Here is a 22,638-nt window from a genome sequence, read left to right on the forward strand (position 1 = left end):
TATTTAAATTAATTTCACTACCAAAAGTGAGGGAGTACCAGTTTCATTGAACTATGCAATCTGTAGGATAAAGTTGTGAATTTCTTATCCATAGGACTTGAAGTATATCAGGCATCTGTTGATGTTCTCGTTCCCTTGTTTGCTTTGAATGCCATTTGTGCATAGAAATATAAAATTAATAACGGCATTGCAATAATTAAAAAGCGGATGAGAACGGGTTTAATTATTTTTATTTTTTCTGGAATATTCTGGAGTGAATACATCGTTCTGTACCTGCTCAGTATATCTTTTTACCCATTCGGCATAATAATATTCCGCATACAAGGTGCCATTTTTAAGGGTGAATTTTGCAAAAGGCTTTCCCACTTCGGGTATCTCTTTTAAGCCAAAAGTCTCTTTGGTCCCGTTGTCGAATTTGCAGTCCATATCCCTTGCCCAGATCATCTCGAATTCGGTGCTGCTTATCTTTTTTACGGGATAGAAATACACGCATTGGCCGTGGTATTCAAAAGCCAGCGAGCTTTCCCCGATATTCAGCGTAACCATTTCGTTTGCCCACTTACCGGTATAGTCATTTTGCTTCTGAAAAGTGCTCAGGAGACTGTTGTAATCAAAACCTTCCATTTCCGATATTATCCATTGGTTGTTTTCTTTTACGGCTTTAAGATTGTACACAATGCCGTCTCCCCAGGCCCGGTTATAAAATATACCATCCTTTTCGCTCTGCATGTGCATAATATATAGTTTACTTAAAAAATCATCCGGCACATCCTGGCAATTGCACCAAAGATTTGCACCATTGCCAAAGGGCGGCAGCTCGCCAACTTTCCATAGTAGGGTACCATCCTTCATTTTCGCATCAATGGTCATTGCAATTTTGTTGTAACTGCTTATAAAGGTTTCAGAGAATAATCCAGAGCCCCTTATTTTCTGCAGCTTTTTTTGGTGTAACTTCATATCAAGCCCAACATATATGGTATCGGTTTTTTCTTTTAGTAAGGGACTAAAATAATCGTCGTTATCATCTGTCTGGGTCCATTGGTACAGGTTTTTGGTAAGTTGCAATAAGGCAATACTGTCTTGGGGCGAATATGGAGTTGCTTTTGTTGATGCGGCTACAGTATCCTTCTTCGGGATAGTATGTTTGCTTTTACTATCTGGGTTGCAGCCCACCAGAATGGCTATTACAATAGTGGTTAATGCCACTGATTTTATTTTTGTTCTCATTTAATTTAGGTTTATACCTGATACTAAGTTTGTCATATGATTGGTAAAAATCAAGGATAAATAAGGGGGGTAGCCTTCAATAGTCCCATGCCTTTACCTTAAATAATCATTACTTCACTTTTCACCAGTTCAGATATTTCAGTATCGATACTCAGGATTTTATTCCCGGGGATTAAGTTTCTGCAATGCCTCCCAGAGCAGCAACCTTTCCGCCAGTAAACTTAAATTCAAGGCCATGTTCGGTGTCGAGGGCATAACGTATAGACACTTTGAGCGTATCTTCATCCAGAATGCGGATGTACATAATTTCTCTGATATGGGGGTTATGCTGTTCCACATTGTTTATGTTCATGGCAGGCTGTCCTGATTGAAGTGGATCTTCATAATATTTGGCATATAACTTTTGATAGCGCTCAAATGCACCATGCTGGATGGCATTAAGCCCGTTCTCTATATTATCCAAAAAGTCCCTGTAGGTATCGGCAAAAGCTGATAACATATTTTCGGTTGGTGCTTCGTCTATTTCTTCACCATCTTCATCGTATTCCTCGCCAAGGAAAATTTCCACGCCGCTATTATTAAAAAATGGGTGAGAGAAGGTAATTTCAGCAGAAAAACCTGCCCAGTCCTGCTCAACCTTTCCCCAGTATGGATGTGTTGTCATTTTTATTTCGTCTGATAGGTTTTAATTACGGTAAGTTTAGTTAAAGATAATAAAAAATTAAAGGCCGCCTGTGAAATGGAGGTGCCGAAAAGTAACTTTATAACCTGAACGCTGGCTGGAACCAAGGTAAATCCCTGTCAGGTGCACGCCCTGTCAATAGAGCTATATGGACTTTACAACTTATTTTAATAACTTGCATAATAAACATCTTAAAGAAAAACAGTTATTATGGCATCAGGTAAAGTAAAATTTTTTAATGAATCAAAAGGATTCGGATTTGTTGTGGAAGAGGGTACTGGCAAAGAGTTTTTTGTGCATGTCTCCGGTCTCAAAGATGATGTGAGGGAAAATGACGAAGTGACGTTCGATGTTCAGGATGGAAAAAAAGGACCAAACGCCGTTAACGTTAAGTTGGTGTAATTCTTTCCAAGATTTTGGACTACAATGCAGGTTGTTTAAACATCCTGCATTTTTTTTATTTCAGAATGTAGATAACTCTTTTTACAAGAAAATAGCAAAGCCTTTTACAGAATCCACCAGTTCACTGAACAAGGAGTATGCGCCGGATAACGTTCCCGCTCCGGGAAATCCTTATTAAGGGTTTTGCCGACATCATAAGCCCGAAGCGGAGCAGCTAATGAAAAGCTGTTCTGATTTTGCCTTACTAAAAAAGATCGAACGCAATAAGTCTGGGTGTATGAATGAAAGCAATATTCATAAATTCTTCATGATAGGATATGTAAATTGTTTTATAAATTCGGTTACCAACAAAAACAGATATGATCAATAAAAAAACTGCAACAATGGCCGTGCTCGCCGGCATAGTCGTACTGCTTAGTGCTTTTATGCCAAAGCAACAGGACACATTTAAGGCGAAGAACCTAAAAGTTTTACCGAAAAACATCAGCAAAGAAGATCTGGATAAGGTAATGGATGGATTTAAGGTATCCTTAGGGGTAAGATGTAACTACTGTCACGCCTCAATGAAGGATAATCCGAAAAAAATGGATTTTGCAAGTGATGATAATGCAAAAAAGGATATTGCCAGGGATATGATGAGAATGACTGCAAAAATTAATAAGAAATATTTTCAGCACGAAATGAAAGATGGAAAAGGCCAGACCGAAATATCATGCACAACCTGCCACAACGGAAAATCCGAACCGGTTTTAAAATCAGATGATGTTCATAAATAATGTGATCTGATACTCGGTCAGGCATTTTCTAGATCAAAAGTGAATCCAATGCCCTGTTCGCTCTAAAGGGTAATGGGAGAACCATGGAGTTTAATGATCGGTGAAACCAGATATAAACCTATCCCAAAACCGGGGATCGGCCTGGTGTGTTCGCTCTCAACCCTATGGAATTTTGGAACATACACTTCTGATCCGCTGGGGATATCCCTATTCCCTGATCACTGACACTTATGCGGATAGTCGTACAACTCATCATGCCCATACACTGTTTTCCAGTCGGTATTATGGGTGATTTTTACAATGTCCCTGATATTCATGTAGGCGGATTCAAACAGTTTGATGATGTTCTGCCAGACCAAAACTCCTGGTTATTAAATTAATTAATCCTGGTTATCGTAAAGGGATCCGTGGGTATAATACTTTGATTAATAATTCTTACCACATGCCAGTGTAGGTTTCCAGTCAGATCGGCTTGACCGAATATTCTGACCTGTATCTGTAACCCCTTAAATTTTGTGGAAATTTCGATGAAATCATTTTCAATTTCAAGATCAGACAAAGCAGTTTTGAACCGTTTTAATATAGCTTTATTTAAAAGCTGGGCATCATTAGACAAATAGAGCGTTTTCATGTGCAAATATAATTAAAAACGTAGCTTTAATAATACGGTAATGGGAAACTTTGACTTTCGTCAACAATATATTTTAATCACGATGACTATTCCCTTAAAGAGTAAAATTTTGCAAAACGATGATCTGATGCTCCTTATTGATTGGTTTTGAAGTAATAAATGCAAATTTAGAAAGAACAAGCCGCATCAGTTTTCTTTGATGCAGCCTGTTTCTTTGGATACACCCCTTTGCCAATACAGAATCAAGAGCCTGATCCTTAGGTTAAGGGGTGGTTTTAGTTGCCAGGGTCTTTCACTTTCTCCACCACGTCCTGTATGTTCTGCGGTAAATTTGAAAGTAAATTATAACCTGTTGCACTTTCTATATCGCGGACTGACACAATGTAGTTTTTCCAGCTTGGATTTGTGCTGTTAATGTTGGGTGTATTGATGGCAATAACCCTTGTTGAGCTCGTCACGCGGCTAACATCGTTATCTCCCGTTTTTAACAATACTGCCACTTTCCAAACGTTTGCCGGAACGGTCACTTTTCCATTGTTGATGGTATTCACTACCGATGCGCTTGCCGAACCGATGCCGCCTGTACCATAACTGCCCATGATCACATAAACCTCATACCCGTTCAATGCCTGGGCGCGGAGATAACTTTCAAAGGATTCCCAGGTCTTCTGGTTGTTGTTGGGTGCCTGTGGGATCATGTTGGTCATCAGGAAAGTAGCTGAGTTGGCATTGCTCGAGCTTGTACGGTCACCACTTGGACAGTTATGGCCCCTGTCAAAACCGGAACCTGAATAGCTGTTGCTTTGTACCTGGTACCAATTCGCCGGAAGTCCTGTAAATGAAGCGAAATCGTCTTTTCTACTTGCCGCGCCAGTAAAGTTGTTCGGATCCAAATGCCAGCTTACCCAGTTCGGTACACCGCGGGTCATGCTGTAACTTTCGGTGTAATATTTTTGATCGATCAGGTAATTTTCTGCTGAAACCAGGTTGGCCGTTGCGCCTGATGGGTTGCCAAAAAGTAAGTTGGAATTGTCGCCGCCTGCTGGTGGTGCATCCGGGCCTGCGTCAGGGGTCCCTCTTCCGGGTGTTGGTGTGGAGCCACCATTATCCTCAGGATCCGTATCCGGAGCACCTACGATAATGCCGGGATCGCCGGTACCTTTAAAGATAATATCATCGATGTTGATCCTGGTGGTGCCGGTTTTTTTGATCTGAAAACGTATTTTGCCTGTTGTAGCTACCTTGAAGGAATCGGTCACCAGTGTAGTGCCGGTTTCCGATATATCCGTTCCTAGCTGAGTGAAGGTCTTTCCGCCATCGGTAGAAGCAAGAAGCTGCCAGGTTGAATTGGCGTCCGTTCCATACTTGGCATGGGAAACATAAATCATTTTAGCCCCCGCGATATCAAAGTTCATGGATAAATAACCTGCTTTTAACCGGACAGACTTTGCGCCGTTCTTGGCATCAGCTGCAAGATTGCCTAGCAGGGCATCACTCAGTGTCCATTTGCCGGTTAACAGCTGAACACTGTCTAATGCATAAGCGCCTTTACTTCCGGATTCGAAAGTTTCAGTTATGGCATAGGCCGTTGGTGCTTTTGGTGGGATAGTTGGCGTTTCATCTCCGATGTTTGTTTTTTTTGAACAGGCGGATAGGATCAGGATGCCGATGAATCCTGAATAGATAGGGATGGTTTTTAATTTCATGCTTTGTTTTTAATGTCTAGTTGTTTGCGTTAACATAGATCATTTTTCAATGCGCCCCGAAGGTATGGAGAAAAGATGTTTCTTATATTAAGTTAATATTAACATAATGAAGGCAATTAAAGTAGCAGTGTTTAGGGCTACAGAACTGCTTTTTGACCTGAATAAAGATGCCGGAACAAAAGACCACAAAAGGGCGGGAAATTTCTAAACGAGCAAGAAATTAAAATGGAAGTAGCTTAAAGTTGTCTTGTAGTCTAATTAAATAAGGAATATGCTGTTGAAGAAATTTATCTATTTACCAATTGTATTTGGTCAAAAAATCTTACTTTGGGATATATGAAAAATGCTCTTCTACTCTTGCTTCTCGGGATATTGATTAATGCCAGATCCCTTGCGCAACAATATGTGATCACCGCTCAAATTACCGGTTTTGAGAATGGTACAAAATTTTATTTAAACGACATCACCCTTGATACTAACATTGATAGCGCGGTAATTGAGAACAATTTTTTAAGTTTTAAAGGCAAACTCAGGTCAGAACCGCAATCTTTATGGGTTACCGCAAATTTTAGACAGAAGTTTTATTACTTCACATTATTGATGGGAAATGAAAAGATCAATGTGAAAGGGGATGTCAGGGATTTTCCTTTTGATCTGAAAATAATCGGTTCAGAAACTCAGGACATGCACAACAAAATGATTGCCCTGACTAAGGAAGGTTATAAAAAGCGCAACATTTTGGTGGAACAATATCAGGCCCTGACGGGTGATAGTGCGAAATTAAAAGGTAAGGCAATATGGAAGGTGATTGCTAGGCTGGACAGTGTGGATTTGCTTACAAGAATGGATTTTGTGAGGCAGAACCTAAATAGTTATGAAGCACTCGATGCCCTGTTTTATCTTAAAAGCGATTTTCCAAAAGACACTATCAGTAAATTTTACAGCTCCCTTAATTCAAAGTTCAAAAACACCACTTATGCAAAGCGAATCAAAACTTTTTTGACCGTGGGTGATATTATTAAGATAGGGGATGTTTATTCTGATTTCGATGGCTTTGACAGGGATGGAAAGAGCCACTCTTTATCGGAGATAAAAGGCAAATATGTATTATTGGATTTTTCAACAACTTTCTGCGGCCCTTGTGTGGAATCAGTCTCCGAATTAAAGAAAATCTCACAGGCGTATCCGCAGGAGCTGGCTATAGTCTCATTTTCAGGGGACGCCGGTAAAGAAACATGGTTAAAGGGGATAAACAGAGACCAGCCGCAATGGTTAAGTCTTTGGGACGGAAATGGATTTTATGGGAAAACGATCATCAAGTATGGCATTACGGGCTATCCAACATTCGTACTGATTGATCCCAAGGGAAAAATTGTATCCAAATGGTCGGGATATTATAATGGTGCTGTGCTGAAGGAAGTTCAGGATCAGATCGCCAAAAGGCAGTAGGACATAGAAATCTATATAATAAATAAGTTTTTCCTGTTGTAACGTATAAAAAATAGAGGTAAGACTGGGTTTGGTAAGAATTTTGATTAAAGAAACTCAATGAAAACCTTTAATCTCGATGGTGAAAAGTCTTTGTTAATTAAGTTTTTAAACATGGATAAATATTTATTTGGATAGGGGAGTTTGGCAGAGAAGAAAAGTACTGGGATTATTTTCCTTCTTCGGGTGGTACATCCCAGACCTGTCAGAATAACCGGATTGGAATGGCTGATGAGGATTTTATGGGATATAATTACACCAAGGATTCAGGTCACTTGAAAAATGTGGTTGAAAGCTAAAATAAAAAACGAGACAAACAGCGTAAAAACTGATTTGTCTCGTGAGGTGCTCCCGACGAGATTCGAACTCATATCGATGGTACCGGAAACCATAATTCTATCCATTGAACTACGGGAGCAAGGCTGCAAATATAGAAAAATCAAAATCATTTCATTAAAAAATCAATGCTATTTTTAGCCGATAAATCCATATTAAAATAAACTTTCAACTATTGAGGTATCTTTTATATTAAAAAACGATTAAATCATCAGACAAACCCAGGCCAGACAGCATTTACTATAGTCTATTTTTAATACAAAGGGCATTCTGGCGAATTTTAAAATGGTCACTTCTGGCTTTTTAGGAAATAAAAATGCACCTTTGCGAACCGTTAATAGAGGTTTAGGCATGTAATAAATTAGTTAGTTGTTTATGGAAGAATTGGTTGTGGAAGAGATTCAGGAACTGCTTGAAAAAGAAAATGATAAGGCTTTAAAGCAATATCTCGATCAACTGAATATTTCGGATGTTGAAGAACTGATTGATGAACTTCCACAATATGCGGCTAAATTTATCGAAACCCTATCACTCAATAGGGCAGTAAACGTTTTTCGTATCCTTGATTTCCCTACGCAGGAACGTATCATTAAAAAACTTTCGGGAAATAAGTTAAACCAGATTATCAAAGATTTGCCCCCTGATGATCGTACTGCACTTTTTAGCGAATTAAAAGGTGATGTGGTGAAAAAAATGATCACCCTTTTACCGCCCGAGGAACGTAAAGAATCGCTTGCCCTTTTAGGTTACAAAGAAGATAGTATTGGCCGTTTAATGACGCCCGATTATATCGCGGTTAAACCCGAATGGTCTATTACCAGGGTTTTGGCACACATCAGGCGTTACGGAAAAAACTCCGAAACCATTGATGTGGTGTATGTGATTGATAAAGAAGGCGTAATGCTAGATGATATCAGGATACGTGAGGTTTTATTGGCCGATCCCGAAGCCATTATCGGCGAACTCACCGATAAACGTTTCATTGCCCTGAAAGCGAACGATCCTCAGGAAGATGCAATCAGTATATTCAGGATGAACAACCGTGTGGCCTTACCGGTAGTGGATGAAAATAACATCCTTTTGGGTATTGTCACCGTTGATGATATTTTGTGGATCGCGAACGAAGAGTATACCGAAGATATGCATAAAATCGGGGGTACTGCGGCTTTAGATGAGCCTTATCTCGATACTTCTATTTTCAATCTGGTTAGAAAACGCGTAGGCTGGCTGGCTATTCTAATGGTTGGCGAAATGCTTACCGCCACCGCAATGGGCTTTTTTGAAGGCCAGATCCATAAAGCTACTGTACTAGCCTTATTTATTCCGCTGATTATCTCCTGTGGCGGTAATAGCGGTTCTCAGGCCTCTACATTAATCATACAGGCCATGGCGCTGGGTGAAGTAACCATTAAAGATTGGTGGCGTGTAATGAACAGAGAAATTACTTCAGGCTTTCTTTTAGGGGTGTGTTTAGGCCTGATTGGTTTTTTGCGGATTTTTGTCTGGCACGTGGCCGTACCAAATGTTTACGGCGAACACTGGATCTTAATTGCTGCGACCATTAGCGTTTCATTGGTTTTTGTGGTGCTTTGGGGCTCTTTGAGCGGTTCTATGCTGCCCATTTTACTTAAAAAACTGGGGGCCGATCCGGCAACTTCATCTGCGCCATTTGTAGCAACCCTTGTTGATGTAACCGGACTAATTATTTATTTCAGCTTTGCCGTTCTTTTTTTAAAAGGCGTTTTACTTTAAACTTAAACCATGCAAAAGAAAATTACCACACTTTTTACCGATATCGGTGGCGTTTTATTAACCAATGGCTGGGACAGGCATGCAAGGGGCGAAGCTTCGGTACTTTTTAATCTCGATTCGGTTGATTTGGAAGAACGTCACCACCTTACCTTCGATACTTACGAAGTGGGCAAATTAACCCTCGACGAATACCTGGAAAGGATTGTTTTCTTCGAAGAGCGCAGCTTTAGCTATGATGATTTTAAAGAATTCATGTTCAAGAAATCGCTTCCTTATCCGGAAATGATTGAACTGATCTGTAGTTTAAAAAAGAAATATAACCTCAAAGTAGCCGTAATCAGCAACGAAGGCAGGGAACTGAACCAGTACCGCATCAATACCTTCAAACTGAACGAGTTTGTCGATTTCTTTGTCTCTTCGAGTTTTGTGCATTTCCGTAAACCAGATGCTGATATTTTTAAAGTAGCGATCGATATTTCACAAAGTGATGTAGAAACAAGTTTATACATCGACGACAGGATGCTTTTTGTACAGGTTGCCGAAGGTTTGGGTTTGAGAGGCATCCATCATACCGATTACGAAGACACCAAAGTACAGCTGGCCGCATACGGATTGGAGGTTTAGCCAGTGTTTTGAGTTGACAACTTTATTGGCGGTCTTGCTTGTAAGTTGTCAACTCTGGATAAAAAAATATTTTTTTTTGGAAAGCAATGGCAGTAGATTTTTTTAAAATTTCCTCCCGCTTTTCATTACAAGTCCTCCCCGATGAAAAATCGGGATGCGGGCTTTCCATTTCAATCGGGTTTAAGTGGCAATGTGGCTGCTACTATTAAATGGTTGGATGCGACGTAATGGTAAAATCCAGTGCTTTCCCGTCTCCCCGCCTGAACAGCTGGGCAGGCCTGACTGAATAGCGAGGCCAGTGTGGTAGAAAATTTAAAAGTGTTCAAATAAATAGTTATCTGTGTTAATCTGTGTCATCTGTGGCAAAAATTATTTGCTTTACTTGTAGAGTTGACAACTTTCTGTGCAACTTTGTTATAAAAGTTGTCAACTCTGAATAAACATTCCTTGTATCTGTGGCAAAAATTATTTGCTGTACTTGTAGAGTTGCCAACTTTCTGTGCAACTTTGTTATAAAAGTTGTCAACTCTGAATAAACATTCCGTGTTTCCGCGGCAAAAAATATTTGCTGTAATTGTAGAGTTGCCAACTTTCTGTGCAGCTGTGTTATAAAAGTTGTCAACTCCGAATAAACATTCCGTGTTTCCGTGGCAAAAATTATTTGCTGTACTTGTAGAGTTGCCAACTTTCTGTGCAACTGTGCTAAAAAAGTTGTCAACTCTGAATAAATATTCTTTGTATCTGTGGCAAAAATTATTTGCTGTACTTGTAGAGTTGACAGCTTTCTGTGCAGCTGTGTTATAAAAGTTGTCAACTCTGAATAAACATTTCGTGTTTCCGTGGCAAAAATTATTTGCTTTACTTGTAGAGTTGACAACTTTCTGTGCAACTGTGTTATAAAAGTTGTCAACTCTAATCAATTAGATTCCGTGTTTCCGTGGCAAAAATAGCCAACAAAAAAGCCACTCTTTCAAGCGGCTTTATATTATTCAATTCCCCTTAGGGGTTTGGGGTGGGGTTTAAACATTAAATCTGAAGTGCATGATGTCTCCATCTTCCACTACATAGGTTTTTCCTTCAACACCCAGTTTTCCAGCATCTTTACAAGCATTTTCCGAACCTAAGGTTACGAAATCGTTGTATTTAATTACCTCCGCACGGATAAATCCTTTTTCGAAATCGGTATGGATTACACCAGCTGCCTGCGGAGCAGTAAAACCTTTTGTAATTGTCCATGCGCGAACTTCCTGTACACCCGCAGTGAAATATGTATAAAGATTTAATAATTTATAAGCTGCACGGATCAATTTGTTTACGCCAGATTCAGTTAAACCTAAATCAGCTAAAAACTCCTGACGCTCTTCATAACTATCTAATTCAGCAATTTCCGATTCAATTTTAGCAGAGATCACCAAAACCTCAGCATTTTCATCAGCAACATTTGCTTTCACTAAATCAACATATTTGTTGCCGTTTATTACCGATGCCTCATCAACATTACACACATACATTACCGGTTTTTGGGTAAGTAAGCCTAAATCTTCGATAAAATCAAAATCATCCTGAGGCAAGACCGCCGTACGGATCGATTTGCCAGCTTCCAGATGCGCTTTAACTACCGTTAAAATTTCATAAGTACGTTTAGCATCCTTATCGCCACCGGTTTTAGCCATTTTCTCTACTTTTTGAATACGTTTATCAACCGTATCCAAATCTTTAAGCTGTAGTTCGGTATCGATAATCTCTCTATCACGGATCGGATCAACAGAACCATCCACGTGGATCACATTTCCGTCATCAAAACAACGTAACACGTGAATAATCGCGTTTGTAGCACGGATATTTCCTAAAAACTGATTTCCCAGGCCTTCACCTTTCGATGCACCTTTTACCAATCCGGCAATATCTACGATCTCGATTGTATTCGGCTGAACCTTGTTCGGTTTAACCAACTCAGCCAGTTTGGTCAATCGGTCATCGGGTACAGTAATTACGCCAACATTGGGCTCAATAGTACAAAAGGGAAAGTTTGCTGCTTGCGCTTTTGCATTTGATAAACAGTTAAAAAGAGTCGATTTCCCAACGTTTGGTAAACCAACTATACCACATTGTAATGCCATTATTTATTAGTCTTTAAGTCTTTAGTCCACAGTCTTTAGTCGGTAGTTATCTTATGTCTCCCATTATCCATCTTACATTTTCCATCTTACATATCCGCTAAAACCGCGCAAAGATAAGCTTTTAAAACCTTTATTTAAACCCTTGCTCTTGTATCAAATCTATATTTTATCTAAGTTTAGCCCAAAATAGATAGAAATAAATGGAAGATTTAGAACAGGAAGTACCTCAGGAAGTAAAATTAGTCGTTACCGAAGAAATGCGGAGTTACTTTTACGATATGAGTAAGTGGGCCAGATTTTTATCGGTTGTGGGTTTTGTGATCTCGGCTTTTTTAATATTAGGTTCATTTGGAATAGGGGCAGCAATAAGAGCTAACCCAGCTATGCTCAATCAGCTTGGGCCTTTGGCACCCATTGGTGCAACAGGTGCCACTATTTTTTACCTTTTGCTGGCTTTGTTCTTTTTTTATCCAAGTTTATTGCTTTTCCGGTTTTCTGCAAAAGGCAAACAGGGAATTTTGTTCGGCGATCAGGAGAGTTTGAACGATTCCATTTCCCACATCAAATCGCTCTTTAAATTTTGGGGTGTAATTACCATCGTTCTGATAGCAGGTTATTTTCTTTTGCTATTGGCAGTAGTCACCAGTGGAGGTATAAAATAAAATGTCTGGTATACGAAAAAGCCTCCTGATTTTTAAAAATCGGGAGGCTTTTTTATTTGAAATTATACTACTTAAAAAGTAAAATCGTCGCTTGCTTTAGCGCTATGTTCTCCATTTTCAGAATATTCATAACGTTTTTCAACCACATCCTGGTGAGTTTTGATGTAATCAACAGTTTCATTTAATCCTTCTGCAAATTTCTCGAAATCTTCTTTGTACAAGAAAATTTTATGTTTTACGAATACACCGTCTTCTAATCTTTTCTTACTCTCGGTAACTGTTAAATAATAATCACCCGATCTAGTAGCCTTCACGTCGAAGAAATAAGTTCTCTTACCTGCTCTTACTTTCTTTGAAAAAACTTCTTCTCTTTCCTTGTTGTCGAATTCTCCCATGGTTGGTATTGATGTTGGTTTTTGGTTTCGGTAAATATAAAGCAAATATTTAAAGTTCAAAATACAATTTTAATACAATTTAAATAGTCCGGGTTTCCTCCTCCAAAAGTTGGTTGTTATAAAGCTCTGTATAACTCCCGTTTTTACTAAGTAATTCATTGTGTGTGCCTTGTTCGATGATTTTGCCATTATCCAACACTAAAATCTTATCCGCATTTTTAATGGTAGAAATTCGGTGCGCAATTAAAATACTTGTTTTTCCGGCCATGATTTTACCCAGATTCTGTAAAATTTCCTCTTCCGTTTTAGTGTCGACAGCAGAAAGACAATCATCAAATATTAAAATCTTGGGCGATTTGATCAGTGCCCTGGCGATCGATACCCGTTGCTTTTGGCCGCCGGAAAGCGTAATTCCGCGTTCACCAAGCATGGTTTCGAACTTTTCTTCAAAATCGATAATGTTAGTGTAAACCGAAGCATTTTTTGCTGCATCGTATACTTCTTCATCCGTAACGCTGTCTAAACCAAAAGCAATATTGTTTTTTATCGTATCAGAGAATAAGAAAACCTCTTGTGGTACAAAACCGATCTGGCTACGGTAATCTTTAAGATTTAATGCCTTAATGTTTTTTCCATCAATATCAATCGCACCATTTTCTACGTCATACATCCGCATAATCAAATTGGCCAATGTCGATTTTCCGGATCCTGTTTTTCCGATAATGGCTACAAATTCGCCACTATTAATTTCAAAACTTACATCTTTTAAAGCTTCAATACCGGTATCTGGATAGGTGAAACTTACATGATCAAACTTGATATTGCCTTTCAAAGTGCGTTCTTCAGGTTCTTTCGATTGAATATCGGATGGAATATCCAAAAATTCATTAATCCTTTTTTGCGATGCCGCTGCCCTTTGGATTAACGAAGTAACCCAGCCCAGCATCGTCACCGGAAAGGTTAACTGGTTAATGTAGATGATAAATTCGGCAATGTTCCCTGCAGTGATACTACCATTCATTACCTGTATGCCCCCTATGTATATGGTTAAAATGGTGCTCAACCCAATCAATAAAAGCATGGTAGGATAAAACAGTGCCGATACCTTAACCAAACTCATGGAGTCTTTTTTGTAATCGTTGCTCTGGATTTCGAACATGTTGCGCGTATAATCTTCGCGTACATAAGATTTAATGATCCTGATGCCCGAAAAACGCTCTTGCACAAAACTCGAGAGATCCGATAAGCGTTCCTGTATCTTTCCGCTTTTTTTGAAGATGAGCGTATTTACATAATAGATAATAATAACAAGGAAGGGAAGAGGTAATAAACAATAAATGGCCAGTTTTGAATTTACATCAAACATCGACCAGATAATTAGCACCGATAAAACAAAGGTATTAATGGTGTACATAATCGCCGGACCAACATACATTCTTACCCGGTTAACATCTTCTGTGGCGCGGTTCATTAAATCGCCGGTATTGTTCCTGCGGTAAAAACCAAGATTCAGTTCCTGATAATGTTGATAGATATCGTTTTTCATGTCGAACTCAATGTGCCGCGACATTAAAATAATCGTCTGGCGCATAAAGAACAGAAAAAGTCCCCTCAATAAATAAAGCGCGATAACCAGCAAGCCAAAATATAAAAGGTTGCTGCTAAAAATATCGTAGATAATGGCCTGACGGTCGAAACCATAAAATAGGTTAAAAATCTGGATATTTTCGGTAATCAAATCAACCGCATAGCCAATCACCTGTGCAGGTACCACGCCAAAAATATTAGAAATCACCACGAAAATACTTCCAGGGATAATCCACCATTTATATTTAAGAAAGTATTTGTTTAATCGGCTCAGATGTTTCATGTTGTACAAACTTAGATAATTTTGTTATTTGATGATGCATAATTATCTATTCGAACTTAAGCTTTAAAAACTAATGACATTTGAGGATGAAAAATGTAACGAATCAATTCTGTTTGTCATCCTGAGGCACGAAGGATCTTCCTCATCGGTTGCAGATCCTTCGTACCTAAGGATGACAATATGGGCGAATTTGCTGCCATAACAGAATTAATTTTGTTATAGTTTAGTTAAATACGTGTAATAATGGTTTTTTATTTTAATTTTGCAGCAGGTTAGCCGAACGTTCAATATGCCAGCAAATTCTTCGTCAGATTCATCAATTTTAGATCAATTAAGTGTCTATGGGCATAAAAAATTGGTTTTTTGCAATGATCCGGATACAGGTTTAAAAGCAATTATTGCCATACACGATACCACTTTAGGTCCTGCTTTAGGTGGAACACGCATGTGGAGTTACGCCACCGAAGGCGAAGCCTTAGAAGATGCCCTGCGTTTATCGCGCGGAATGACCTACAAGGCTGCCATTACAGGATTAAACCTTGGTGGTGGAAAAGGCGTCATCATCGGCGATTCGAGAAAAGACAAAACCGAAACTTTAATGCGCAGCTATGGCAGGTTTATTAAAAACCTGAATGGCGAATTCATTACGGCAGAAGAAATGGGTACCAATACACGCGATATGGAATATATCCGTATGGAAACCAATTTTGTGACTGGTGTTCCCGAATCAATTGGTGGTGCTGGTAATCCTGCCCCTTTTACCGCTCAAGGTGTTTATTTAGGCATCAAAGCAAGTGTTAAAGAAGTTTTCGGAACGGATATGCTTGCGGGTAGAACTATAGTTGTACAAGGTATTGGAAACGTTGGCGAACATTTGGTTGCTTTATTGAGAAAAGAAAATGCCGAAGTGCTGATCAGCGATATTAACCAGGAACAGTTAACTTATGTGGCCCGGAAATATAAAGCGAAACCGATTGAGGCCGATAAAATTTTTACTACTGATGCCGATGTGTATGCCCCATGTGCAATGGGTGCTACGGTGAACAACAAAACCATCGAAAAAATGAAATTTGCTATTATTGCAGGTTCAGCAAACAATCAGTTAAAAGATGAGGTTTTAGATAGTGAGTTGCTTTTGAAAAAAGGAATTTTATTTGCACCCGATTATTTAATCAATGCCGGTGGGTTGATTTCCTGCTATTCAGAACTCACAGGTTTTGGTAAAAAACGTACAGTGCAGCTTACCGAGAATATTTATGATGCTACCCGTAGTGTAATTAAATTAAGTAAAGCTGAAAACATTTCAACAAATATTGCTGCAAACCGGATTGCCGAAAAACGGATTGCAGATGTTAAAAAAATTAAATCGTCATATTAAATCATAATTATTAAAACAGGTTTTAAAAAAACCGCACTCGTTCTTACATTCATGTTAAACAGAAGGCACTTAAGAATCAAAGCTTTGCAAAATATTTTTGCTTGGCACATGGCAGACAAAAAAGACATTAAAGGGGATTTAAAAACCTTAATGCAAAGCATCGATAGCGTGTACGAAATGTACATCTGGATGTTGTCTTTAATGGTAGAAGTTACCGAATTTACTGCTAACGACGCCGCAGAGCGCGCAAATAAGTTTATCAAAACAGCAGAAGACATCAATCCTAACATGAAATTGCTACACAATAAGTTTAGCGTTTTGATGCAACAGAACCCGGAATATGTTTCTGCAGTTAAAAAATACAAGGTAGACTGGGGTTTTGATCCGGAAATCCGTAAAACAGTTTACAATTCATTAAAAGCATCAAAAGAATATGCCGATTATCTTGCCGATCCTAACGAAAGTTTAGAATCATCAAAAGATATCATCAAATACATTTTCAGAAAAATTATCTTAAAAAACCAGGCTATTTTGCAGGTTTTTGAAGAAAAATTTATCAACTGGCAGGTCGATCACGAAGTAATGAAAGGTATGGTGGCCAAAACTTTGAAAAACTTTACTTTTGAAGATCCTTTTAAAAACAAGTTGACTGAAATCAGTGCGGATTGGGTAGAAGATAGCAAATTTGTACAGGATTTATTTGTACATACTCTACAAAACGATGCCAAATATCAGGAAATGATTGCCGATAGAACCAAAAACTGGGAATCTGAGCGTATTGCGCTTATGGATACCATTTTGATGAAAATGGCCATCTGCGAGTTGTTAAACTTTCCTTCCATTCCGGTGAAAGTAACCATTAACGAATACTTAGAGTTATCAAAAGATTACAGTACTCCGAAGAGTAATTCATTTATTAACGGTATTTTAGACAAAATTTTGGGCGATCTTAAGAAAAACAATACCATCAAGAAGATTGGCCGCGGATTAATCGAAGATTAAAAATGAAGAGAACATTTATCCTGGCTCTAGTTGCGCTTTCATTCGCAGCATGCCGCAATGCAAATAACCAAACATCAGAAGCACAATCAGCTGTTTCTGTAGGAAACGATACCTCAAAAATAGCTAAAGTTGCACCAGCAGATGCGCCGGTTATTGTTTTCGAACGCGACATTTTCGATTTCGGTAAAATAGAACAGGGCGAAAAAGTTCAGCATGCCTTTAAACTTAAAAATACAGGTAAGAGTCCGCTAATTGTTTCAAACGCAACAGCAACTTGTGGTTGTACTGTACCTCAGGTGCCAGGCGAACCAATTTTACCTGGTAAAGAAGGTATTATCAGCGTAGTTTTTAACAGCGAAGGCAAAATGGGCATGCAGGATAAGGTAGTAACCATTACTTCAAACGCAAATCCAACAGTAACTACTGTACATTTGGTAGGAGAGGTGTTGGCTAAAAAATAAATTGGTTTGATTGTTTATGGCAATTGTACATAGACCATCAACTATTCACAAAAAACAAATAAATAAGAAATGACATTAACAGTAATTTTACAGGCAGCAGCAGGCGGTAGCAACATGTTAACCACAATTGTACCAATGGTTTTGATTATGGTAGTTTTCTACTTTTTCATGATCCGTCCGCAGGTTAAAAAAGCTAAAGACCATAAAAAATTGGTTGAAGAATTGAAAAAAGGAGATAAAATTGTAACTACTGCAGGTATTCATGGCCGTATTGCCGATATGAATGACACAACTTTTTTAATTGAAGTTGAAGGTGGTGTTAAAATCCGTTTCGATAAATCAGCAGTTTCTTTAGACGCAACCAAAGCAGTTGTAGCGCCGAAAGCTTAGTACTTAAAAAGAAAATATAAAAAAATGCCACCAAGAGGTGGCATTTTTGTTTAGCGTTGTGCAAGATTTATATTGATATTATATTTTACCCGCACAGGCATACCATGTTGTTTACCCGGGATCCATTTGGGGCATTCATTTAAAACACGTATCGCTTCTTCCTGAGTGCCATAACCCAGGTTGTTTTTAAATGAAAAATCTGTCAATGACCCATCTCTTTCTACAACAAACGTAACATATAATTTCCCGCTAACGCGGTTCTTTAATGCTTCTGCAGGGAATTTGTAACTCCTGCCCAAATACTTATAAAAATCTCCCATTCCACCTTTAAACTCAGGCTGTACTTCCATTTTATCGTAGGAAATCTGTTTTCCATCCGTCAATGTAGCCGTACCAGATTTAAATATCCCGTTTTCATAAACTTCTTCATAATTTCCTTTGTTGCTGGTTCCTTTCCAAATACCGTCCTTGTAACCATTCCGATAATTTCCCTCTTCTATCTCATCTTTTTTGTCGGTTTTCTTAAATAGTCCATTGCCATCTTTGATAAATTGATTGCCTAAAGAATCTATACCAGTTACCCACTTTCTTGATGGTTTTCCTGAATTTTTATTCTTTTCATCCCGCTCATCATATTGGAATATGCTTTCAAGCTTACCATTGTCGTAATAATAAGTGCATTCTCCAATTAAATCTCCATTTTTGAAATTGACTTTTGATGTGAGCAATCCCTGTTTATTAAAACTTTCTCTAATCCCTTCATAAACAATATTGGGTTCGAATTTCGAAACAGTAGCAATTGTTTTTTCCTGGTTGTTGGAGTAGAATTCAAATAGCCTGTATATAGATGGCGTATCGGTTTCCTGGATAACCCGACGATAATCGTAATCGTTTTTGTTTTGAGTTAACATATCTTTTTTAAAATAAGAAACAGTTGTTCTTTTTTGGGCAAAGCAATTAATTAAGAGTGTTAATGTAATGAGGGTTAAAATAAATTTTTTCATACCTGATTTTTATTATCTACTACGAATATAGTTATCTGTACATAATCTTGCTCATTCGTTACATTAATTTATCATTAAACACATAAGTTTTTGAGTGACTATTTAGTTTTGCTACATTTGACGCTATTGTTGTAATTGAAGAAAATTAGATATGCCCTTTATTAGATTAACGAAGATTGAAAAAAGACGTGTATTTAGCTTACTGGCCTGCTTACTGCTCGCTATAGCTGCATGGCTTTTTATGGCATTAAACAACAAGTACATTTACACCGCAAAAACAGTTTTAGTTTTTAAAAATACACCAACTAAAAGGGCATTTTACCCGTTACAATCTGATACCATTGATTTACAGGTTGAAGGGACCGGTTGGCAATTATTATTTGCCCGCTTACGGATCAGTCCACCATCGGTTTCGGTTAATCTAAGCCAGCTCAATACCAAAGATTTTATTGTTTTTTCCGATCAGTTATTCAACATCAACAGGCAATTGGAAAGTACCCAAAAAGTAATTTCTGTTAAGCCAGATACCCTGTACTTCGATTTTACGAAGCGGGTAGTTAAAAAAGTTCCTGTAAAACTGATCGATAAGCTGAGCTTTGAAAAACAATATGGCATTTCAAGCGAAATTATCCTTAACCCAAAATATGTTAAGGTAGCTGGTCCGACAGAGGAGTTGGCTAAAATAAAATTTTGGCCAACAGACACGTTGAAACTGGATAAATTGCAGGGCAGCAGCACCACGAGGATTGGCCTACAGCACAGTATCCATAAAAATGTAAGTATATATCCATCGTCGGTTGAAGTTAAACTTCCTGTTGATGAGTTTACGGAGAAAACCATTGAAGTGCCTATAAAAGTTGTAAATAACAGGAACTATAACAGCATTAAACTTTATCCTAAAAAGGTAAAGGTTTCATTTCTGGTGGCGCTAAGCAATTACGATCAGGTTGATGAAAGTTTTATCACGGCAACCATTGATGTAGATGAGTGGCAAAATTTAAAACATCGTCAGTTTACGGTGAAAATAACCGAGTTTCCTGATTATTGTAAACTGGTGAATGTAGTTCCTTCTAAAATAGATTTCATTGTAGAAAAATAATGTATAAAGTAGGTATAACAGGTGGTATAGGAAGCGGAAAAACAACTGCTTGTAGGGTTTTTGAAGTATTGGGGATCCCTGTGTTTTATGCTGATACCGTTGCAAAGGAGATCATGTGTAAAGATGCCGTGTTGGTAGATGGGGTTAAATCTGCTTTTGGGGCAGCAAGTTATTCTGAAGATGGAAAATTAAATAACAAACATATTGCAGGCATCGTTTTTAATAACGAAGAAGCGCTTGCCCAACTCAACGCATTGGTTCATCCCGCAGTTTTCAGGGCATTTGATGCATGGGAAGCTACTATTCCCTCAACTGTTCCTTATACCCTGAAAGAGGCCGCGATATTGTTTGAAAGCGGATCTTATAAACTTTGTGATACAACTATTTTGGTTACAGCTCCTTATGAGATTAAAATAAAACGTTTAATGCAACGCGATGGTGTTACAGAAGAACAAGTGAAGGCACGCATGGATAAACAGCTTAGCGACGAAGAAAAGGCAAAATTAGCCGATCACTTTATAGTTAACGATGAGCAACAATCCATCATCGAACAGGTTTTATCTTTACACCAGGGGTTTCTGAAATTGGCAAAAGAATTAAAAAATGCTTAATTTACTTTAATCCTGCCATCCTTAAATCCATTCATCCTGATCATGATTTTAGAAGATTTTATTACGATTACCCCAACGGGTTTATATAGTGTTTACGGCGATTTCTACCTCGATCCACAGCAACCTGTTAAAGAGGCTGTGGTTTCGCACGCGCATGGCGACCATGCCATCGGGGGAAGCCAGAATGTGTATTGCACTGCCGCTACTGCAACTTTTATGAAACACCGTTACCGCAAATTTGCAGCGGTTGATTTTTTCACGAAAACTTATCACGAAACTTTCAAAATAAAGGATGTAAGCATTACTTTTTATTCTGCCGGACATATTCTGGGTTCTGCGCAGGTTTTAATGGAATATAAAGGAGTGAAATATCTTTATACTGGAGATTATAAGATTGAGCCAGACAATACCTGTGAGCCATTCGAATTTGTAGAAGCGGATGTATTGATTACCGAGAGTACTTTTGCCAATCCGGAGACGAAACACCCCTCGCCAATTGATGAGATCAAAAAGCTGAACGGAACCAATGCGAATATTATGTTAGGCTCTTATGCATTGGGTAAAAGCCAACGGATTATCCAGTTGTTGACTGAATATTGTCCAACAAAAAACATCATGGTTCACCATAGCATTATGCCTTTTGTTAAAATCTATGAAGATTACGGCATGAAAGTGGGCAATTACAAAATGTACGATAGGAAGGTGATGAAGAATAATCAGGAACATCAGGTTTACATTGTTCCACCAATGGTTTTTCACAGTTACCACAAGGCGATCAATGTAGTGCGTGCCTTTGCTTCAGGATGGAAAAACCTACAGCAACAGAATGGCATCTCACTTTATATTTCGGATCATGCCGATTGGGATGCGATTTTAGAAACCATTGAAAAAGTTAAACCAACACAGGTATGGACTTTGCATGGTGACGGAAAACAGCTTAAAAATTATTTTAAAGGTAAATTAGAGGTTAAAATACTGAACGGTTAAATGGATTGACGGAGAGTAATAAAATGATTGACTGATAGATTTAGAGAATGATTGAATGAAGATAATACAACTTTGAACATTCAATTATGCAAATTCTACCATTGAACATGCTATCATTCAAGACTCAATCATTCAATAATTATGTTAAAAGAAGGTGAAGATTTTTATTTTAATGAAGATGGATTGATGGTGTTTACAGCTGCCTATCACCTCAAGCGTGGTTATTGCTGTAAAAATAAGTGCAAGCACTGTCCGTGGGGGTATGGAAAAAAGAAAGATAAAAAATGATTTGGTTGGCAGTTAACAATTGGCAATTTTCAGTTTGTAATTACGCTAATATTCTAACTGCGAATCCAAAGAAGTCAAGTTTTTTTTGGCAGTTTGCCTATTTAAACTTGACTTCTTTTTCAATTATAGCAGTAATTAATTTGTACCGAAGCGGACATGCTCATAAATATCGGTTAAAGCGATATCAAATCCCATCGAAACAAAACTTAGCACGTCAGAAATCTCTTGGTGTTTATGAAGTACCCAATTTTGTTCATTATTAACATAATAAGCTTCTACCGATACTGATTCCGAATCGATCATGATGTATTCTTTTAATGATGGAATATCTTTATACAGGTTAAACTTTTTTCCTCTATCGTAATTTTTGGTAGAGGGTGACAGGATTTCAATAATCACCGTTGGTAAAATTGAGGTTTCTTCATCAACGTCGCTGTGTATTAATCCGTTGCAGTAGATCGATATATCTGGATAAGTAAATAACGTATTCTCTGGAATTGTCATTCGTTTATCGCTTCCATAAGGTCTGCAAGGCTTGCCCTTAAGCTTATTTCCAATTTCAATAAAAACGTTGCTGAAAATATCATTATGATTGTTACCAGCACCTGACATGGCGAATATCTCACCCTGGAAATACTCATGTTTTATTGTTGATGGCTTTTCCAGCTCCAGATACTCCTCAACAGTATAATGCCTTTTATGGTATGCTACAGCTGGTTCATTTACAATCTCATCCATATCTCTCAA

Annotated in this window: 23 protein-coding genes and 1 tRNA gene; 14 read left to right on the forward strand and 10 right to left on the reverse strand. The window is 38.2% G+C overall.

The features are described from left to right. Positions 1-219 precede the first annotated feature (219 nt). Complete coding sequence (locus R2S57_RS19765; RefSeq protein WP_316846667.1) at positions 220-1,227, reverse strand: hypothetical protein; 1,008 nt, start codon at positions 1,225-1,227, stop codon at positions 220-222. 172 nt (positions 1,228-1,399) lie between these two features. Further along, on the reverse strand, positions 1,400-1,891 hold the full coding sequence (locus R2S57_RS19770; protein ID WP_316846668.1) for a DUF6985 domain-containing protein: 492 nt from the start codon (positions 1,889-1,891) through the stop codon (positions 1,400-1,402). A 228-nt stretch (positions 1,892-2,119) separates the two neighbouring features. Here R2S57_RS19770 and R2S57_RS19775 point away from each other — a divergent pair, with 228 nt between their 5' ends. Together R2S57_RS19775 and R2S57_RS19780 are read left to right on the forward strand one after the other, a co-directional pair. Beyond that, complete coding sequence (locus tag R2S57_RS19775) at positions 2,120-2,311, forward strand: cold shock domain-containing protein (protein WP_316846669.1); 192 nt, start codon at positions 2,120-2,122, stop codon at positions 2,309-2,311. 359 nt (positions 2,312-2,670) lie between these two features. After that, positions 2,671-3,087, forward strand: a complete 417-nt coding sequence (locus R2S57_RS19780; protein WP_316846670.1) for a c-type cytochrome — start codon at positions 2,671-2,673, stop codon at positions 3,085-3,087. A 906-nt stretch (positions 3,088-3,993) separates the two neighbouring features. Here the strand turns inward: R2S57_RS19780 and R2S57_RS19785 are convergent. Continuing rightward, positions 3,994-5,424, reverse strand: a complete 1,431-nt coding sequence (locus tag R2S57_RS19785; RefSeq protein WP_316846671.1) for a DNA/RNA non-specific endonuclease — start codon at positions 5,422-5,424, stop codon at positions 3,994-3,996. Positions 5,425-5,760: 336 nt separating this feature from the next. Between R2S57_RS19785 and R2S57_RS19790 the strand changes: the two genes are divergently transcribed. Next, complete coding sequence (locus tag R2S57_RS19790; protein WP_316846672.1) at positions 5,761-6,873, forward strand: TlpA disulfide reductase family protein; 1,113 nt, start codon at positions 5,761-5,763, stop codon at positions 6,871-6,873. Between the two features lie 385 nt (positions 6,874-7,258). On the opposite strand, the gene R2S57_RS19795 is transcribed toward R2S57_RS19790, so the two are convergent. Continuing rightward, positions 7,259-7,330, reverse strand: a tRNA-Arg gene (locus R2S57_RS19795). A 293-nt stretch (positions 7,331-7,623) separates the two neighbouring features. On the opposite strand from R2S57_RS19795, the gene mgtE reads away from it, so the two are divergent. Continuing rightward, entirely contained in the window at positions 7,624-9,000 is a 1,377-nt protein-coding gene (gene mgtE, locus R2S57_RS19800) for a magnesium transporter (RefSeq protein WP_316846673.1), read from the forward strand. A gap of 9 nt (positions 9,001-9,009) precedes the next feature. Next, complete coding sequence (locus R2S57_RS19805; RefSeq protein WP_316846674.1) at positions 9,010-9,624, forward strand: HAD hydrolase-like protein; 615 nt, start codon at positions 9,010-9,012, stop codon at positions 9,622-9,624. Between the two features lie 22 nt (positions 9,625-9,646). Here R2S57_RS19805 and R2S57_RS19810 read toward each other — a convergent pair whose 3' ends face one another. Continuing rightward, on the reverse strand, positions 9,647-9,793 hold the full coding sequence (locus R2S57_RS19810) for a hypothetical protein (protein ID WP_316846675.1): 147 nt from the start codon (positions 9,791-9,793) through the stop codon (positions 9,647-9,649). Between the two features lie 850 nt (positions 9,794-10,643). Beyond that, positions 10,644-11,744, reverse strand: a complete 1,101-nt coding sequence (ychF, locus tag R2S57_RS19815) for a redox-regulated ATPase YchF (RefSeq protein ID WP_316846676.1) — start codon at positions 11,742-11,744, stop codon at positions 10,644-10,646. Between the two features lie 200 nt (positions 11,745-11,944). Here ychF and R2S57_RS19820 point away from each other — a divergent pair, with 200 nt between their 5' ends. After that, a complete protein-coding gene (locus R2S57_RS19820) occupies positions 11,945-12,406 on the forward strand; it encodes a hypothetical protein (RefSeq protein WP_316846677.1) in 462 nt (153 codons plus the stop codon). Positions 12,407-12,477: 71 nt separating this feature from the next. Here R2S57_RS19820 and R2S57_RS19825 read toward each other — a convergent pair whose 3' ends face one another. After that, complete coding sequence (locus tag R2S57_RS19825) at positions 12,478-12,801, reverse strand: DUF3276 family protein (RefSeq protein ID WP_167295577.1); 324 nt, start codon at positions 12,799-12,801, stop codon at positions 12,478-12,480. Between the two features lie 79 nt (positions 12,802-12,880). Further along, positions 12,881-14,671: an ABC transporter ATP-binding protein gene (locus tag R2S57_RS19830; RefSeq protein ID WP_316846678.1), complete on the reverse strand. Its 1,791-nt coding sequence runs from the start codon at positions 14,669-14,671 to the stop codon at positions 12,881-12,883. A gap of 289 nt (positions 14,672-14,960) precedes the next feature. Between R2S57_RS19830 and R2S57_RS19835 the strand changes: the two genes are divergently transcribed. The 4 genes from R2S57_RS19835 (at position 14,961) to yajC (ending at position 17,902) form a co-directional block, all read left to right on the forward strand. Continuing rightward, positions 14,961-16,049 (forward strand): Glu/Leu/Phe/Val family dehydrogenase, encoded by a 1,089-nt coding sequence (locus tag R2S57_RS19835; protein WP_316846679.1) that lies wholly within the window; start codon positions 14,961-14,963, stop codon positions 16,047-16,049. Between the two features lie 51 nt (positions 16,050-16,100). Next, positions 16,101-17,051 carry a transcription antitermination factor NusB gene (gene nusB, locus R2S57_RS19840; protein WP_215132507.1) on the forward strand — a complete coding sequence of 317 codons (951 nt, stop codon included), beginning with the start codon at positions 16,101-16,103 and terminating at the stop codon, positions 17,049-17,051. A 2-nt stretch (positions 17,052-17,053) separates the two neighbouring features. Beyond that, positions 17,054-17,512 carry a DUF1573 domain-containing protein gene (locus tag R2S57_RS19845; protein WP_316846680.1) on the forward strand — a complete coding sequence of 153 codons (459 nt, stop codon included), beginning with the start codon at positions 17,054-17,056 and terminating at the stop codon, positions 17,510-17,512. Between the two features lie 69 nt (positions 17,513-17,581). After that, entirely contained in the window at positions 17,582-17,902 is a 321-nt protein-coding gene (gene yajC / locus R2S57_RS19850) for a preprotein translocase subunit YajC (protein WP_316846681.1), read from the forward strand. A 50-nt stretch (positions 17,903-17,952) separates the two neighbouring features. On the opposite strand, the gene R2S57_RS19855 is transcribed toward yajC, so the two are convergent. Next, positions 17,953-18,906 carry an energy transducer TonB gene (locus R2S57_RS19855; RefSeq protein ID WP_316846682.1) on the reverse strand — a complete coding sequence of 318 codons (954 nt, stop codon included), beginning with the start codon at positions 18,904-18,906 and terminating at the stop codon, positions 17,953-17,955. Between the two features lie 151 nt (positions 18,907-19,057). Between R2S57_RS19855 and R2S57_RS19860 the strand changes: the two genes are divergently transcribed. From R2S57_RS19860 to R2S57_RS19875, 4 genes are all read left to right on the forward strand, one after another. Further along, complete coding sequence (locus R2S57_RS19860) at positions 19,058-20,005, forward strand: CdaR family protein (protein WP_316846683.1); 948 nt, start codon at positions 19,058-19,060, stop codon at positions 20,003-20,005. Beyond that, on the forward strand, positions 20,005-20,616 hold the full coding sequence (gene coaE / locus R2S57_RS19865; protein WP_316846684.1) for a dephospho-CoA kinase: 612 nt from the start codon (positions 20,005-20,007) through the stop codon (positions 20,614-20,616). The genes R2S57_RS19860 and coaE overlap by 1 nt, the downstream gene beginning before the upstream one ends. Before the next feature lie 42 nt (positions 20,617-20,658). Next, positions 20,659-21,603, forward strand: a complete 945-nt coding sequence (locus R2S57_RS19870; RefSeq protein ID WP_316846685.1) for an exonuclease — start codon at positions 20,659-20,661, stop codon at positions 21,601-21,603. 141 nt (positions 21,604-21,744) lie between these two features. Beyond that, entirely contained in the window at positions 21,745-21,891 is a 147-nt protein-coding gene (locus tag R2S57_RS19875; protein ID WP_316846686.1) for a DUF5522 domain-containing protein, read from the forward strand. 135 nt (positions 21,892-22,026) lie between these two features. On the opposite strand, the gene R2S57_RS19880 is transcribed toward R2S57_RS19875, so the two are convergent. Beyond that, complete coding sequence (locus R2S57_RS19880; RefSeq protein WP_316846687.1) at positions 22,027-22,629, reverse strand: Uma2 family endonuclease; 603 nt, start codon at positions 22,627-22,629, stop codon at positions 22,027-22,029. Between the last annotated feature and the right edge of the window lie 9 nt (positions 22,630-22,638).

It is taken from the genome of Pedobacter psychrodurus, from assembly GCF_032678585.1.
Taxonomy (GTDB): Bacteria; Bacteroidota; Bacteroidia; order Sphingobacteriales; family Sphingobacteriaceae; genus Pedobacter; species Pedobacter psychrodurus_A.